General features: G+C 71.0%; 11 protein-coding genes, 1 tRNA gene and 2 pseudogenes. 6 read left to right on the top strand and 8 right to left on the bottom strand.

What is annotated here, in order from left to right; translation table 11 throughout:
* The 3 genes and pseudogenes from ABT129_RS38120 to ABT129_RS29410 all read left to right on the top strand — a co-directional run.
* A pseudogene (locus ABT129_RS38120) lies at window positions 1-246 on the top strand (hypothetical protein); the annotation flags it as partial.
* A 1,181-nt stretch (window positions 247-1,427) separates the two neighbouring features.
* A complete protein-coding gene (locus ABT129_RS29415; RefSeq protein WP_351907624.1) occupies window positions 1,428-2,618 on the top strand; it encodes a hypothetical protein in 1,191 nt (396 codons plus the stop codon).
* Between the two features lie 311 nt (window positions 2,619-2,929).
* Window positions 2,930-3,003: transfer RNA gene (locus ABT129_RS29410), tRNA-Met, on the top strand.
* 70 nt (window positions 3,004-3,073) lie between these two features.
* On the opposite strand, the gene ABT129_RS29405 is transcribed toward ABT129_RS29410, so the two are convergent.
* The 6 genes from ABT129_RS29405 to ABT129_RS29380 all read right to left on the bottom strand — a co-directional run bounded on the left by ABT129_RS29405 (window position 3,074) and on the right by ABT129_RS29380 (window position 8,755).
* Window positions 3,074-4,339, bottom strand: coding sequence for a DUF6357 family protein (locus tag ABT129_RS29405; RefSeq protein ID WP_351907622.1), 1,266 nt, complete (start codon window positions 4,337-4,339; stop codon window positions 3,074-3,076).
* Between the two features lie 73 nt (window positions 4,340-4,412).
* Window positions 4,413-5,066, bottom strand: a complete 654-nt coding sequence (locus ABT129_RS29400) for a DUF6357 family protein (RefSeq protein WP_351907620.1) — start codon at window positions 5,064-5,066, stop codon at window positions 4,413-4,415.
* Window positions 5,067-5,191: 125 nt separating this feature from the next.
* Complete coding sequence (locus ABT129_RS29395; protein WP_351907618.1) at window positions 5,192-6,385, bottom strand: ABC transporter permease; 1,194 nt, start codon at window positions 6,383-6,385, stop codon at window positions 5,192-5,194.
* Window positions 6,382-7,086, bottom strand: a complete 705-nt coding sequence (locus ABT129_RS29390; protein ID WP_351907616.1) for an ABC transporter ATP-binding protein — start codon at window positions 7,084-7,086, stop codon at window positions 6,382-6,384. Before ABT129_RS29390 ends, ABT129_RS29395 begins: the two co-directional genes overlap by 4 nt.
* Window positions 7,083-8,225, bottom strand: a complete 1,143-nt coding sequence (locus tag ABT129_RS29385) for a peptidoglycan-binding protein (RefSeq protein WP_351907634.1) — start codon at window positions 8,223-8,225, stop codon at window positions 7,083-7,085. The genes ABT129_RS29390 and ABT129_RS29385 overlap by 4 nt, the downstream gene beginning before the upstream one ends.
* Window positions 8,226-8,227: 2 nt before the next feature.
* Window positions 8,228-8,755 carry a hypothetical protein gene (locus tag ABT129_RS29380; RefSeq protein ID WP_351907614.1) on the bottom strand — a complete coding sequence of 176 codons (528 nt, stop codon included), beginning with the start codon at window positions 8,753-8,755 and terminating at the stop codon, window positions 8,228-8,230.
* 188 nt (window positions 8,756-8,943) lie between these two features.
* Between ABT129_RS29380 and ABT129_RS29375 the strand changes: the two genes are divergently transcribed.
* Window positions 8,944-9,600: a response regulator transcription factor gene (locus ABT129_RS29375; protein WP_351907612.1), complete on the top strand. Its 657-nt coding sequence runs from the start codon at window positions 8,944-8,946 to the stop codon at window positions 9,598-9,600.
* 77 nt (window positions 9,601-9,677) lie between these two features.
* Window positions 9,678-10,868 carry a sensor histidine kinase gene (locus ABT129_RS29370; protein ID WP_351907610.1) on the top strand — a complete coding sequence of 397 codons (1,191 nt, stop codon included), beginning with the start codon at window positions 9,678-9,680 and terminating at the stop codon, window positions 10,866-10,868.
* 186 nt (window positions 10,869-11,054) lie between these two features.
* On the opposite strand, the gene ABT129_RS29365 is transcribed toward ABT129_RS29370, so the two are convergent.
* The gene (locus ABT129_RS29365; protein ID WP_502981951.1) at window positions 11,055-11,447 is read right to left on the bottom strand and encodes an STAS domain-containing protein; all 393 of its coding nucleotides are present in this window, start codon (window positions 11,445-11,447) and stop codon (window positions 11,055-11,057) included.
* A gap of 121 nt (window positions 11,448-11,568) precedes the next feature.
* A pseudogene (locus ABT129_RS29360) lies at window positions 11,569-12,730 on the bottom strand (PP2C family protein-serine/threonine phosphatase).
* A 242-nt stretch (window positions 12,731-12,972) separates the two neighbouring features.
* Here ABT129_RS29360 and ABT129_RS29355 point away from each other — a divergent pair.
* Complete coding sequence (locus tag ABT129_RS29355; RefSeq protein WP_351907606.1) at window positions 12,973-13,554, top strand: DUF2231 domain-containing protein; 582 nt, start codon at window positions 12,973-12,975, stop codon at window positions 13,552-13,554.
* Window positions 13,555-13,560: the final 6 nt, after the last annotated feature.

Below are 13,560 nucleotides of genomic sequence, written 5' to 3'. Positions count from 1 at the left end.
AAGAAGGGCAACCGGGTACCCGTCGACCTGACGACCGCCCCGGTCCGCGACGGCGACCAGCTCGTCGGCGCCGTCATGACCTTCACCGACCGCCGACCCTACGAGCAGCTCGAAGAGGAGCACGCCGCCGAACTCGCCGCACGCGCCCAGCGGAGCGCGGCCGAACGCGAGGAACAGGCCGAGCGGTACGCGGCCCTCGCCGCCCGCCACGCCCAGCTGACCGCGGCACTCGCCGAGTCGCTGCGCCACAGGCAGAACCGGCTCGTGACCCACCCCGGGGGACCACGGCAGCACGACGCGGCGGTCGCCCTCGTCCGGCACCCCACCACGCTGGGGACGCTCGTGGCCGCCGGCATCGACAAGGCCACCGAGCTCACCGGCCCGCACCGGACGGAGTTCACCGTCCACGCGCCGCCCGTCATCGTCGCGCTCGACCCCGCGGGCGCGTCGACCGCGCTGGGCCATCTGATCGCCGACGCCTCCGGCGCTGCCTCCTCGGCGAAGTTCCGCCTTCACGGTCCCGCCATGCCTCCGGACACCACCGTCGAGATTACGGCGGCCCTGCGTGACAACGAGGTACGCATCGAGATCTACGGCCCACGGGCCGTGAACGACCCGACCCACCTGCTGGTCGCCCGCGACATCATCGACGCCCACGGCGGATCGCTCACCGCCCAGGAGCCCGCCCGGGGATTCGGCCTCACCTACGCGGTCCGGATCCCCCACACACCCGCTCCCGTCACCCACCTGGCACACTCCCCCGCTCCTCGGACCCTTGAGAGCCCCGTCGCCGGCTCCTGGATCATCGGAGCGGCCGTCAGTGCCTGCCGCGACCGGGCGGGAACCGCCCTCCTCGGCCTTCCCGCGCCATCGACCGGCCACTCCTCCCGCCCGCGCCTCGTCCCGCCCGCGCAGACAGGGCAGGCCGCTTCTCGCACGGATGCCCAGCCCCGGTCCTGGGAGCCCGTCGGCGGTGCTCCGCTCGGGAAGGACGATGCCGACGACGCCGCTCAGCAGCGCATCGCCCATCTCCTCTCCAGGATCAGACACCGCCCCGCCTGAACGGTCACCCCCTCAACTCCCTAACAGAAGAGTGAGGTTGCGCCGCGACGAGACGACCTCATCGCCGGGCGTCCCTGGTGGAACGAGAGGGAGACTCCAGCGGCTCTGTCCACCGAGGTCCGGCTGCACACCGGAGACGTGGACGAGGCTGACAGCCTCCGGGTGACTCTCCCGTGCCCGCTGCGCTGACAGGACCCCGGGTGGGACGGGTACGGCGGCGGCCGTGGCGACAGCCGCCGCACACGGAGCGGCCGCCCTCCCGTCGACCCGGCATACGATCCACGACGGCACGGCTGGGGTACCGCTTCCCTTGCCCGGGCTTCGGACCATACTGGTCGGGCCCCGATCGCCTACTGAACGGTTCCATGGCCAAGAACAGCACCTCATCGACCACCGTCCCCGATACCGCCTGGCTCGGGCGTGGGCGTCACCTCGGGCCCGAGCCCGAGCGGGACGTCCGGCGCAACCTGCTCGCTCTCAAGGCGGCCCGGGTGATCGACGACTTCCTCGACCTCGACCCCGTCGAGGCGGCGCGCTCCACCGACCTGTATCCCCGGGACGAGTCCGCCGACCCCGGCCCGTCCGCCCGCCGCCTCTTCGAGGCCCGCTGGCGGGTGGCCGACGACGTCACGGTCCGCGCGCAACTGACCACGTACGAGCCCGAGTCCCGCCGATCGAAGGGCGAAGGTGTCACCTGGGTCATCGCCGCCGAGGCCGAGCGGGCGTGGGAAGCGAGCTGGCCCTCACCAGCCACCGTGTTCTGGCCCGACAGCGACCAGGTCCCCTGGGACGAGACGGTTCCGGAGGTGCGCCTGCGGACGACGAACCACCTGCCGAAGGACGACGACGAATTGCGCCGCCTGCTGCGGGCGTGCACCCGGCAAAGCTGGTTCGTCCATGTCGTGGTGCACGAGGCCATGACGCCCGATGCCCTGGGGCGGCGGCCGATCACGGCGTTCCTGCCCCCGAGCCTGCGGCACCGGGTGGTCGAACTCCGGGCCACGCCGGATCAGGCGCTGATCGCCGACTTCGTACTGAATCGCGAGCTGGGTGTGGGGATACCGCGTGGCGGCGCCGTGATCCTGCCCCCGACACCGCGATCCTTCGACTACGACGCGGAGCACTTCACGATTCGCAACGTCTTCCTGGACGGCACGGAACCCACCAAACTCCTGGACAGGATCAAGGAGTTCGCCGCGCTGCCCCAGCCACTGCCGGCCGACGCGGAACAGGTCCTGACGCGACTGCGCCAGGGCTGGCACCTGCTCGACCCCGCCGAGGAACTGGCTCACGCACAGGCCATGGTCACCAGGTACGCCAAGGCGCTCGAAGCCATGACGGCATCCTGCGACCTGTACCGGGAGGCCGCCGAGTCGGCGCTCGACGCCCTCGCCGAGGCGAACAGCGGCACGGGCGTCCCCCGGACGCCGTCAACGGCGCCGTCCAAGGAGGACTCCTCACCCTGGAAGTCCTTCGCGAAGACGCTCGGCCGCTTGCGGGGCCCGAACCCACAAGGGCCGGATACGGAGGTCCAGCAGCATCCGCCCGGCCAGTGAGGGGGGTGGAGCAGAGGGAAGGGGCCGTCACCGTCGGCGAGGACCTCATGACCGAGATCGGTCACGTGGACAGTCCGGCCGGCGGTGGCGAGGACCCTCCGACGGCGCAGACCGCGGATCGCCTCCGTGCGCGCGTCGGGGCCTGAGCGCCCCTGGACGGCGACGCGCCGAGCGGCCCCGTGCCGAGCCCTCCGGTGCGCGGCTGCGTCGTACCGGCATCGCACGTACCCCACCGACCATGCAGGGCATCGACGCCGAAAGCCGCCTGGTCATGGGTGGTGCCGTGGATGGCGTACTGTTGGACCTACCGACGCGGGGTGGAGCAGCTCGGTAGCTCGCTGGGCTCATAACCCAGAGGTCGCAGGTTCAAATCCTGTCCCCGCTACTGAAGTGACATGAGGCCCGGATCCACAGGATCCGGGCCTCATGTCGTGCGCTTGCACGTCGCCCTGGGGCTACCGGGCGTCGCGTCGCCGCCGGCGCGCGCGCTCGAACTCGGCGACGTCCGACATCCAGGGACCGTGCTGTTCGAGTGCGGCGCAGCCGCCGCGGACGAAGGCGCTGACCAGGGCTCGGTACCCGCCGATCCCGTCGACCAGGCCGTACTCGACGTGGTATTCCGGATCCGACCCGTCCGCCCCCGCGCGCAGCGTCGTGACCCGGGCGATGGAGTCCGCGTAGAAGTGGAGCTGGATCCCTTCGCCCATCTCCTCGTCCTCGATGGTGAACACTTCGTTGTCGGAGGCGGAGCGATCGCTGACGAACTCCCAGAACTCCGCGGTGGCGGTGCGAGAACCGTCACGTAGCCACTTCTTCTCGACGCCCTTGTCGTCGGTGAACGACAGAGCCGTCTTCCCGGCGCTCCCGCGGAAGTCGGCGCGGTGGTCTGCGGCCTCCTCGTCGTCCTCCATGGGTGTGTTCCTGGAGCGGTCCGCGGCCTCCGAGCACATCAGGAAGTTCACCGTACGCACCGCGTCGTCGACGAGCTCAGGGTGTGCACGGCGCACGGCCGCTTCGACCTTCGTCTCCATCCGGGTCCAGTCGCTCTTGTCCGTGGCGCGCTTTCCCCGTCGCGGATCGCGGCCGATGCGCATCCCGGCGCACGCCTGCTCCGCGGTGGCGATCACTCGTAGGACCTCGGGCAGCAGCGCGGGGTCGACCGCGTCGGGTATCCGCCTCGGAACCGTCGCGCCGTGCAGATACTGGCCGGTGTACCGCAGAATCGCGGTGTCGAGCGGACCGAGTACTGTTCCGCGCTCGGCGCGACGGCGGTTCGCGTGGTACTCCTGAGCTCGTTTCCCGTTGGACGTCTCGGTCGCCGCGCGCATCGCCGCGCACACCTGACCGCGCTCGAGGAGACCGATGTCGGCCCCGTGGGCGACGAGCCGACTCCTGTCCCACCGGATGCGCCGGAAGAGCGCGTCGACGTCCGGGGGCGCGGCAAGGAGGATCGGGTCCAGGAGCGCGACGGCGGCGTTCTCGTCGAGGCGGCCCCTGGTTCCCGCGGCGTCGCACAGCGGAAGGACCGCACTCCACAACAACAGGTGTCTGGCCAGGTCCTCCCGGATCACCGAAAGATGGGCTTCGCCGATCGGGAACGTGAACGTGCGAGGCTCGTGGTTGGCGTCGGCCCCGGCACCGAGCATCAGTTTCAGCTCGCCGTCCTCGCGGATCACGTTCGGGATCCAGCCGCTCGCGCGCGTGAAAACGATGTCTCTCATGGACTCATTTCTTTCCCGGAACGGAAGCGGTCGGCATCACGGCGATGCCGCGGCCCCGCCCCGCTCCGTCTGTTCACGACCACCGTGCGAATTCAACGTCGAGGCGTGGGTCGGTGCGCACCCAGACTTCGCCCCCGGCGCCCTCGGCCGGGGCGTCGACGCGTTCGATCCCGAGGAACTCGATCAACTTGAGCAGTGCGGCTCGTTCGGCTCGGTCATCGTCGACACCGTGCGAGTCGAAGAAGACGTAGTACTGGTCGCTCGGGTCCACACAGCCCGAATCCGCCCAGATCCGGGCGGTTTCCTCGATCGCCGCCGCCTCCGTCGTGATCATGGCGGCGCGGGCGGCGCCGCGCGTCTCCGGTGACGCGTCGAGGTCGGCGAGGTCGGAGAACCACTGACCGAAGCGGTCGAGGCCGGCGTATCCGTTCTCGAAGAACAGCATCGCGCTCGGAAGGTAGCGGTTGCCCCTGTCGACCTGAAGGTATTCAGACCGGGGTTCGTCCGCACCTATGGTCCGGGAGATCACACCTTGCCCGGGCATGAGTACCAGACTCTGTCCCGACGCCTCATCATGAATGGTGTGGACGTCGGATTCCCGATCACGGAAGAAGGCGGCGAACGCTACGTAGGCTTCCTGGGGGTCGCCCACGGAGACCCGTTGGTCGTTGCCGTCACCGACAGCGAAGACGAACTGCTTCGGGCCGGGCTTGTAGGGGCGAGCCATGTGCGTCCTTCGTTCACGTGTGGTAGCTCCGCCAGCGTAGTCGAATCGGAGCGGACGGCCCGGGCTCCGGCGTGACGCCGGAGCCCGCCTCGTCATTGCCGTCGTGGTGCGAGTTGGCCGATCGCTCAGGCCGACCGGAGGGCGTCCGTAGGGGACGCCCCGGCCGCCCGCATAGCCGGGTATATGCCGGCGATCGCGGCGACCAGCACGGAGACCACCGGGCCGCCGGCGACCGTGTAGTACGGGATGGTGGCCGGCCAGGCCTGAGCCAGGGCGTAGCCGTAGACGGTGAGGCTGCCGACGGCCAGGCCGGCGATGCCTCCGATGAACCCCATGAGTACGGCCTCCAGGAGGAACTGCGCTGCTATCTGTCCTCCGCGGGCGCCCAGGGCGCGCCTCAGTCCGATTTCGCCCCGGCGTTCCATGACGCCGACGACCATGGTGTTGGCGATGCCGACGCCGCCGACGAGGAGGGCGACTCCGGCCAGGGAGAGCACCAGTCCCGTGAGCGCGCCCTTGGCCTCGTCGCGTGCCAGGAGGAGGTCTGAGGGGCGGCTGACGGCGACGGTGCTCGGGCTTGCCGGGTTCGCCGTGGCGGCCGCCACCCTCTGGACGTCGGGCACGCGTTCTGGGTGGGAGCGCAGGTAGACGGTGGCCGCGGACCCGTCCGCGTCCAGGTGTGCTGTGGCCTGGGGCCAGCCGACGAGGGCGGCGGTGTCGAGTTCGGGAGCCAGTTCGTTGGGCGCGAGGATGCCGGCGACAAGGTAGGACTGGCCTCCCAACCAGACCCGTTCGCCGGGCGCGGTCACGCCCAGACGCTGGGCTGCCTGGTCGCCGAGCACGGTGACGGGGAGCCGTTCGCTCGCCCGGTCCAGCCACTTCCCGCTCCGCAGGGAGCCGTGGAGGACATCGAGCAGGTTCGGGCGTGCGGCCAGCACGGTGATGCTGCCGGTCTGCTGCTCGGGTACCAGATTGTTGCGGTAGATCTCCGCCTTGGTGGCCCCCACCGCGGTCACCTGCTGCACCGGGGCGATGTTGCCGAGCATCTTCTCGGCCGTGGACGGCAGGGGCACGAGCTGTTGCGTGGCGTCCTTCCCCGCGGCGACGGTGATGAGGTTCGAGCCGAGCCGGTCCAGTCGGGCCAGCAGGTGGGCCTGGTTGGAGGAGGAGATCCCGGTCACGGCGACGACGGCCGCGATGCCGAGCGAGATCCCCAGGGCCGACAGGGAGGAGCGTGTCTTGCGGGTGCGCGGTCCGATCATGCCCAGGCGCAGCAGGTCGATCAGGCCCAGTCGGGTCCGGCGGGTGCGGGCGCTCATCGGGCGGCTCCCGCGGGGTGGGTGCCGCGTTCGTCGAAGTCGATCCGGCCGTCCCGGATGCCGATGCGGCGGGGGAAGGAGGCGGCCAGTTCACGGTCGTGGGTGATGACGACGACGGTGGTGCCGTTGACGTTCAGGGCGCGCAGCAGTTCGACGACGGCTGTGCCGGAGACGCTGTCCAGGGCGCCGGTGGGTTCGTCGGCGAGGAGCAGCGCGGGGCGCCCGACGAGGGCGCGGGCGATGGCCACGCGCTGCTTCTCGCCGCCGGACAGCTGGTCGGGGCGATGGCCGAGTCGGTGACCGAGGCCCACCTCGTGCAGGGCCTCGACCGCGGCGGCGTGCCGCCGCGCCGCCGGGGCGCCGCTGTAGAGGAGGCCGGTGGCGACGTTCTCCACCGTCGTGAGTCCCGGCAGCAGGAAGAACTGCTGGAAGACGAAGCCGATCCGGTGGGCGCGCACCGAGGCGAGGTCGGCGTCCGGAAGACCCGACAGATCGCGTCCCTCGAAGCGCAGTCGCCCGGCGCTGGGCCGGTCCAGCGAGCCGAGGAGGGCGAGCAGGGTGGACTTGCCGGAGCCGGACGGGCCCACGACGGCGAGGAGTTCGCCGGTCTCTACGGTCAGGTCGACGTCGTTCAGCACGCGCAGCGGCGGGGAACCCGGATACTCCTTGGCGACGGCGGTCAGCTCCAGTACGGGCGTCACTTGGGGATCACCACCTGGGTGCCGGGCTGGAGACCCCCGGAGATCTGCGCCTGGGCGTCGGCGATCAGCCCCAGGCGCACCTTGACCAGACGGGTGCCCGTGCCGTCGACGACCTTGACGCCGTAGCCTCCGCCGTCGAGCGCGAGCAGCGCGGTGACGGGGACGATCAGGGCGTCACTGACGCTGTCGCCCACGACGGTGACCGTCACGGAGGACGGCCCGGCCCTCCGTGCCTGGAGCTGGCTGTCCAGCACGATGGTGACGGTGGTCTTCTGCTGTTCGCCGCCCCCGCCCCCGCTGCCGTCGCCGTCGCCCTGGCCGGCGGAGCCGCCGCGGATCAGGGAGCGGACACGTCCGGTGACCGTGCTGCCGTCGGAGAGCCTGACCTCGCCCTTGCCGTCGGGCTTGAACCGGGACAGCTGATTGTCGGCGGGCCGCACGGTGGCGACGAGGCCGGTGCCGCTCACGGTCATGACCGAGCCCGATCCCAGCGGCGCGCCGAGCTGGACGCCGAGCTGCTGCACGCGCACGCTCGCCCGCGGCAGCATGACCACGCTGCCGAGCGTGAGCGTCCCGGTCTGCTTCACCCCCCGCGACTTCTGCCACCGCTTGATCGCGGTCGCGGTGCCCTTGGTGAACTTCTCGTCGACGGCCAGGCCGAGCCCGTCGGCGTATCCGAGGTCGACGAGGTTGCGCTTGAGCTGCTGGACGTCGGGGCCGTCGCCGACGCCGGGTCCCAGGTCGCGCCACAGGGGCCGGCTGCCGCGCATCAGGACGACGGCGCTGCCATCGGCCTCGTACAGTTTCTCGCCGGTCTTGATGACGGCACCGACGGCGGGGAGCGCGGTGACGGTGCCGCGGCCGGCGGCGACGACGGGTGTGGGCTCGTCGTAGCCGAGCGTCCCGGCGATCTGGATGCCGCTGGACAGCGACCCCTTCTGCACGACGACGCTGCCGTACTCGACGGGCGGCATCCCGGCTCCGGACGCCTGGCGCTCCCACGGGCGCGTCACGCCCAGGACCGCCGCTCCGGTGACCGCCGCGGTCAGGACGAGCGGCACGACGAGCTTGGGGCGCTTGCGGCGCCCGCCCTGCGGGGTGGAGACGAACTCGGCGGGTGTCTTCGTGGTCCGGGCCATGGTCACTGGCCGATCCGATAGCCGGGCATGGGCAGCTTGCCGCAGGCGGGCTGGATGGCGTCCCACTTGGCCGGGTCGAAGGACTGGTCGGTGAAGACGAGGATGCCGTCCTTGGGGTCGGGATCGGGCATGTCCGGGTAGCCGTTCTTCCTGCCGCAGGCGACGAAGGCGCGCGCCATGTCGACGAACTTCCTGTTGCTCTTCTCCTGGACCTGGTGGATGCCGGGGTTCTTTCCGTCGCACAGCCTGGCCGCCGCTTCGTAGCCGCCGGCGGGGGTGGAACCGGCGCCCGTCGCGGGCATGGCGATGTTGCCCTCCTTGTCGATCAGCACCTGGGTCTGCCCCTGGGTGTGCATGCAGCTCACCCAGGACTGCTTGATCGCGGCGTCGTCCTGCGGCTTGCCGCTGCCGGACCCGTCGTCCCCGGCGACCTTGGGGGCCGCGGCCTGTGGCCCGGAACAACCGCTCATCACCAGGGCCGTGGCCAGGGCGGTCGCCGCTATGAGCGTCCGCCCGATGCGCTCGCGCATGTCTTGCTCCTCGCTGATCTCGACTGCGACGCCGCTCTCGTCCGTGACGTCGGATCCGTTCTACGGAGCCCCCGGTGAGACACGCGTGATCATCTGCCTAACCCGTGGTTAACGTGCCCGGCGGCATCCTGGACCGGGTCGGGTCCGAAGGCCGACGTCAGCGGGCCACAGAGCGGGGTAGGTACGACATGCGTGTGCTCATCGTCGAGGACGAGGAAGAACTGGCCGCGATGCTCGCCGAGGGCCTGCGCGGCGAAGGAATGACCTGCGACGTCGCCCACGACGGCGCTCGGGCTCTGGAGATGACGGCCGCCGCCGAGTACGACGTGCTGGTACTTGACCGTGATCTGCCGCAGCTGAGCGGCGACGCCGTCTGCCGGGCGTTGAACGCGGCCGGATACCCGGCCCGGATCCTGATGCTCACCGCCGCCGGCGCCCTGACCGACCTGGTCGACGGCCTGGGCCAGGGTGCTGACGACTACATGTCCAAGCCCTTCTCCTACCTGGAACTGGTCGCCCGGCTGCGCGCACTGGCCCGTCGTGCCGTCCCCGGCGGCTCCGCCACGGTGCTCAGCGGCCACGGCATCAGCCTCCACACGGTCCGCCGCGTCGCGGAGCGCGACGGACGCCCGCTCAAGCTGACACCCAGGGAACTGGGCGTACTGGAGATCCTTCTGGCTGCGGACGGCGCCCCCGTCACCACCGAGGAACTCAGGGACCGGCTGTGGGACGCGGCACTGGACCCTGCCACCACCGCGATCCGGGTCACGGTCCACGCCCTGCGCCGCAAACTCGGCGAGCCCCGGCTCATCAGTCACACTCCCGGCTACGGATACCGGCTGTGACGGGGGCGATGCGCCGGCGCCCGCCCGCCCGCCGCACTCCCCCGCACCGGTTGCCCCTGCGCGGGCGCCTGACGCTGATGACGACGCTGGTCTTCCTGACACTCGGCAGCGCGCTGCTCCTCCTCAACTGGTTCAGCGCCCAGCAGCTCATCGAGGACAATCGCTACCTCGTCGTCCCCGCCGTGGCGACCGTGCCGGTACAACCGGTGGACCCCGCCCTGCCGTACACCACCGAGGCTCCCCTGCCCACCGCCCCCGCCGGCTCCGCGCCGCCGGACACCGGCGTGCCCTCGGCACCCCTCAGTCCCGCCGAGGGGTTCGAGGACTTTCAGGACGAGGTCCTCACCCAGGTCCTGATGCGGTCGCTGCTCCTGCTGCTCGTCTTCACCGCGTTCGCCGCGCTGCTCGCGTGGTGGGCGGCCCGCCGCTCGCTGCACCGTCTCAGTCAGGTGACCGCGGCGGCCCGTCGCATCAGTACCGGCAGCAGTCTGGACGAACGGCTCGGTCTCACCGGCCCCCACGACGAGGTCCGCGAGCTCGGCGAGACGTTCGACGCCATGCTCGACCGGCTGGACCGCAGCTTCGACGCCCAGCGGCGGTTCACCGCCCACGCCTCGCACGAACTGCGCACCCCCCTCACCCTCCAGCGCACCGCGCTGGAGATCCCCCTCGCCCAGGGCCGCGTCCCCGAGGACCTGAAACCCGCGCTCCGGCGTGCCCTGGACGCCAACGGACGCTCGGAACGTCTGATCGGATCCCTGCTGTCCCTGGCCCGCAGTGAAATCCAGACCCACGCGTCCCATCCCGTCGACCTCGCCGACACCGTCCGGGACGCTGTCGCCGACCTGGCCGACGAGGCACACGCCGCCGAAGTCCGCGTCACCACGACACCGGCCCCGGCCCCTGTCACGGGCGACCCCGCACTGCTCGCCCAACTGACGTTGAATCTCGTCGCCAACGCTGTCCGGCACAACCACCCCGACGGTACGGTGACGATCACCACCGGCACCCTGGGCGAGCGCGCGTTCCTCGAAGTCGCCAACACCGGGCCCGTCCTGGAGGAGCGTGAGATCCCCGCCCTCTTCGAACCCTTCCGGCGCGGCCGGCACCGGCCCGGCAACGGCTTCGGGCTCGGACTCGCCGTGGTCCGTGCCATCACGCTCTCCCACGACGGCACGATCGCCGCCGTCCCGCGCTCCGGCGGGGGCATCACCGTCCGCGTCGACCTGCCGCGTCGAGCCCTGCCGGTCGACTCCACACCCGCGTGAAGCGCAGATTGGCGCCGGCCACGCCCGCCCGGTGAAGCTGGACCTGGTCGACACAGCAGGCGACGAGCCGCTTCTGTCGGCACTGCCGGCGGCGGGTGCTCCGCACTTCGCCCACCCGTGCTTGTCGGCGCGCGCCCGGCCCGCTCGGCCTTGGTGCGCTCGGACTTCGACGCACTGCAGCGGCATCTATGGGACGGGCGCATCATCGTCGCCGGCGACTGTCGGTCTCGGCCCGGTGGGGGCTGGACCGGTTGCGGTTTCGGGGGCGGGCGGCACGTGGAGGATCTCTGCCAGGCCGAGTACGTGCAGGACGCGCAGCGTATGGGCCGGCACGGCGGAAAGGGCGATGGCGGCATCGGCGGCAACGGCGTGATTGCGCGCGGCGATCATGCCGCCGATACCGCTGGAGTCACAGCACTCCATCTGTGAGAGGTCCAGGGTGAGAAGCTGGCCCGCCGTGAGCCCCAGCGCATAAAGCCCTTCACGGAGGACGGGCGTGGTGGTGTGGTCGAGTACGCCGATGATCTCCATGACGGGACCGGTCCGGGCGTCTCGGACCGCGATACGCAAGGGGCTCATGATGCTTTCTTCGTAGCGGGACAGAAGGGCGGATGGGTCATGGAGCCATGCTGAGTGCCACCGCTCGGTTCCAGTCCTCACCGCCGACCCGGCAGTCGACCTCGTACTTCAGGGTCCACCGTCATCCACGCCAGTCGAGGCACAGGACGGTGGCGTCGTCTTGGGGCGGTCGGCCGTCGTAGGCGTCGGTGACGGCCGCGACCAGTGTCCGTACGACTTCGCGGGGATGCTCGGTCGCGGTCTCGCGCAGGAGGGCGGGCAGGTCCACCGTCTCCGCTTCGCGTTCCTGCATTCCGTCGGTGTGGAGCAGGAGGCGGTCACCGGGGCGCAGGTCCAAGGCTTGCACCTGATAGGCGCCCTGCGGCGCGACGCCGAAGGGCAGGTTGACCTTCAAGCGCACTTCTTCGACCGCTCCGTCGCGCAGTCGGAGTGGCCAGGGGTGGCCGGCGTTGACGAGTTGGGCGCGGGATCCGTCCAGGGCGATGCGCACCAGCTGGCCGGTGGCCAGGGTGTGGCGGCCGTGTTCGAGGAGGGCGTGGTGGGTCTGGCGGGCCTGTTCGGCCAGGTCCTCCCCCGCTCGGCGGGCGCCTCTGGAGGCGTTGACGAGGAGGGTGGCCATGAGGGCGGCGCTGACGTCGTGGCCCATGGCGTCGGTGATGGACAGGTGGAGGGTGTGGGTGTCGAGGCTGTAGTCGTAGGTGTCGCCGGCGATGTCAGAGGCAGGGACGAGAGTGCCGGCGAGGGTGAACCGGGGAGTTTCGCAGCAGGAGGCCGAGGGCAGCAGCTGGCGCTGGATCTCCGCGGACAGGCTGACGTCGGCGGTGCGGTTTCCCCAGTGGTAGAAGTCGGTGAAGCGTCGGTCGGTGACGATGATGTAGGCCAGCGCGCGGGCGGCTTCCTCGACTTCCCGCAGCACCTCCTGGGGAGCGTGGGTGAGGAGGAGTTCGAGGAGCCCGATGACATCACCGCGGTTGGTCACGGGGGCGAGCACTCGTACTCCCTGATCCCCTTCCGGGAACGACACCAGCCGCTGACCTCGTAGCACTTCGTCGTAGGCCCCGGAGACGGAGAGCGGGTACCTGGGCAGCTCGCTCCTTCTGATGTGCGGCCGCGGTGTCGTGGACTCGGAGCAGACGCCGACCGATGATGTCGACGAACAGGAACGACACATACCGGGCACCGAACCGGTCGCGGAGATCCCCCGCCACGACATCGAGGGAATCGACCGGCGCGGCAGCCTCAGCCGCCGCCAGGACCTCCGCCAGACCGTTCCGCTCGCCCATCACATCCGTCTCAGAACACCCAGCCGCCACGGCACAGAGCGGCCAGCGCCGGCTGCCCTCCTCGGGACGCTACACACTCAGGGATCGCAGACCTGTTCCCACGCCGTAGCGCCGGTTCCGGACGGCGGAAGCCGTGGCACCCCCTACCTCTTGCGAGGTCGTGGTCCCGTCGGCGGGCTCGTCGTTCGGGTGCAGTCGGCGCCAGGCCGGGATGGCGGCGTGTGGGCGGGTAGGCGTCGTGTATGAACTCACGCACCCCGGACACCTCACCCACGGCCAAGCCGACCGCGGCCCTCGACAGTGCCTCGGCATGTTGGCTCACATCCCTGGACCGGCTCGAGCGGGCCACGGTGGCCGATCCGGCCATCAGGGTCCTGCAGCGGGGAATCCGCTCACTCCCCTTGGGCCGGATGCGCGATCTGCTGCGCGGCAGGCATCTGGGCCACCCAGTCCACCCCGTGCTCGTACAGGTGCCCATCGGATGCTGGCTGTCGGCCTCTGTACTCGACTTCGTGCCCGGGACACGCCACGCGGCGACCACCCTGACCGCCGTTGGACTGGCCGGCGTCGCCCCGGCAGCGGTCGCCGGCTGGGCGGACTGGGCGGACCTGCCGCCGGAGCAGGCCCGGGTCGGCTTGGCTCACGCCGCGACCAACGTCGCCGCGGTGGCCTGTTACGCCGCTTCCCTGACCGCACGGCTCCGCAGCCACTCGGCGAAGGGCCGACTGTGGGCACTGGGCGGGATGGCCGCCGTGGCCGTCAGCGGTGCGCTGGGCGGACACGTGGCGTACCGGCAGGCCGTCGGAGCGCACGCCGCAACGTGAGCCGGC

Origin of the sequence: Streptomyces sp. NPDC002057 (assembly GCF_040296665.1) — a bacterium.
GTDB lineage: Bacteria > Actinomycetota > Actinomycetes > Streptomycetales > Streptomycetaceae > Streptomyces.
Note: the sequence above shows the minus strand (reverse complement) of the source record. Positions and strands in the feature narration are given on the sequence as shown.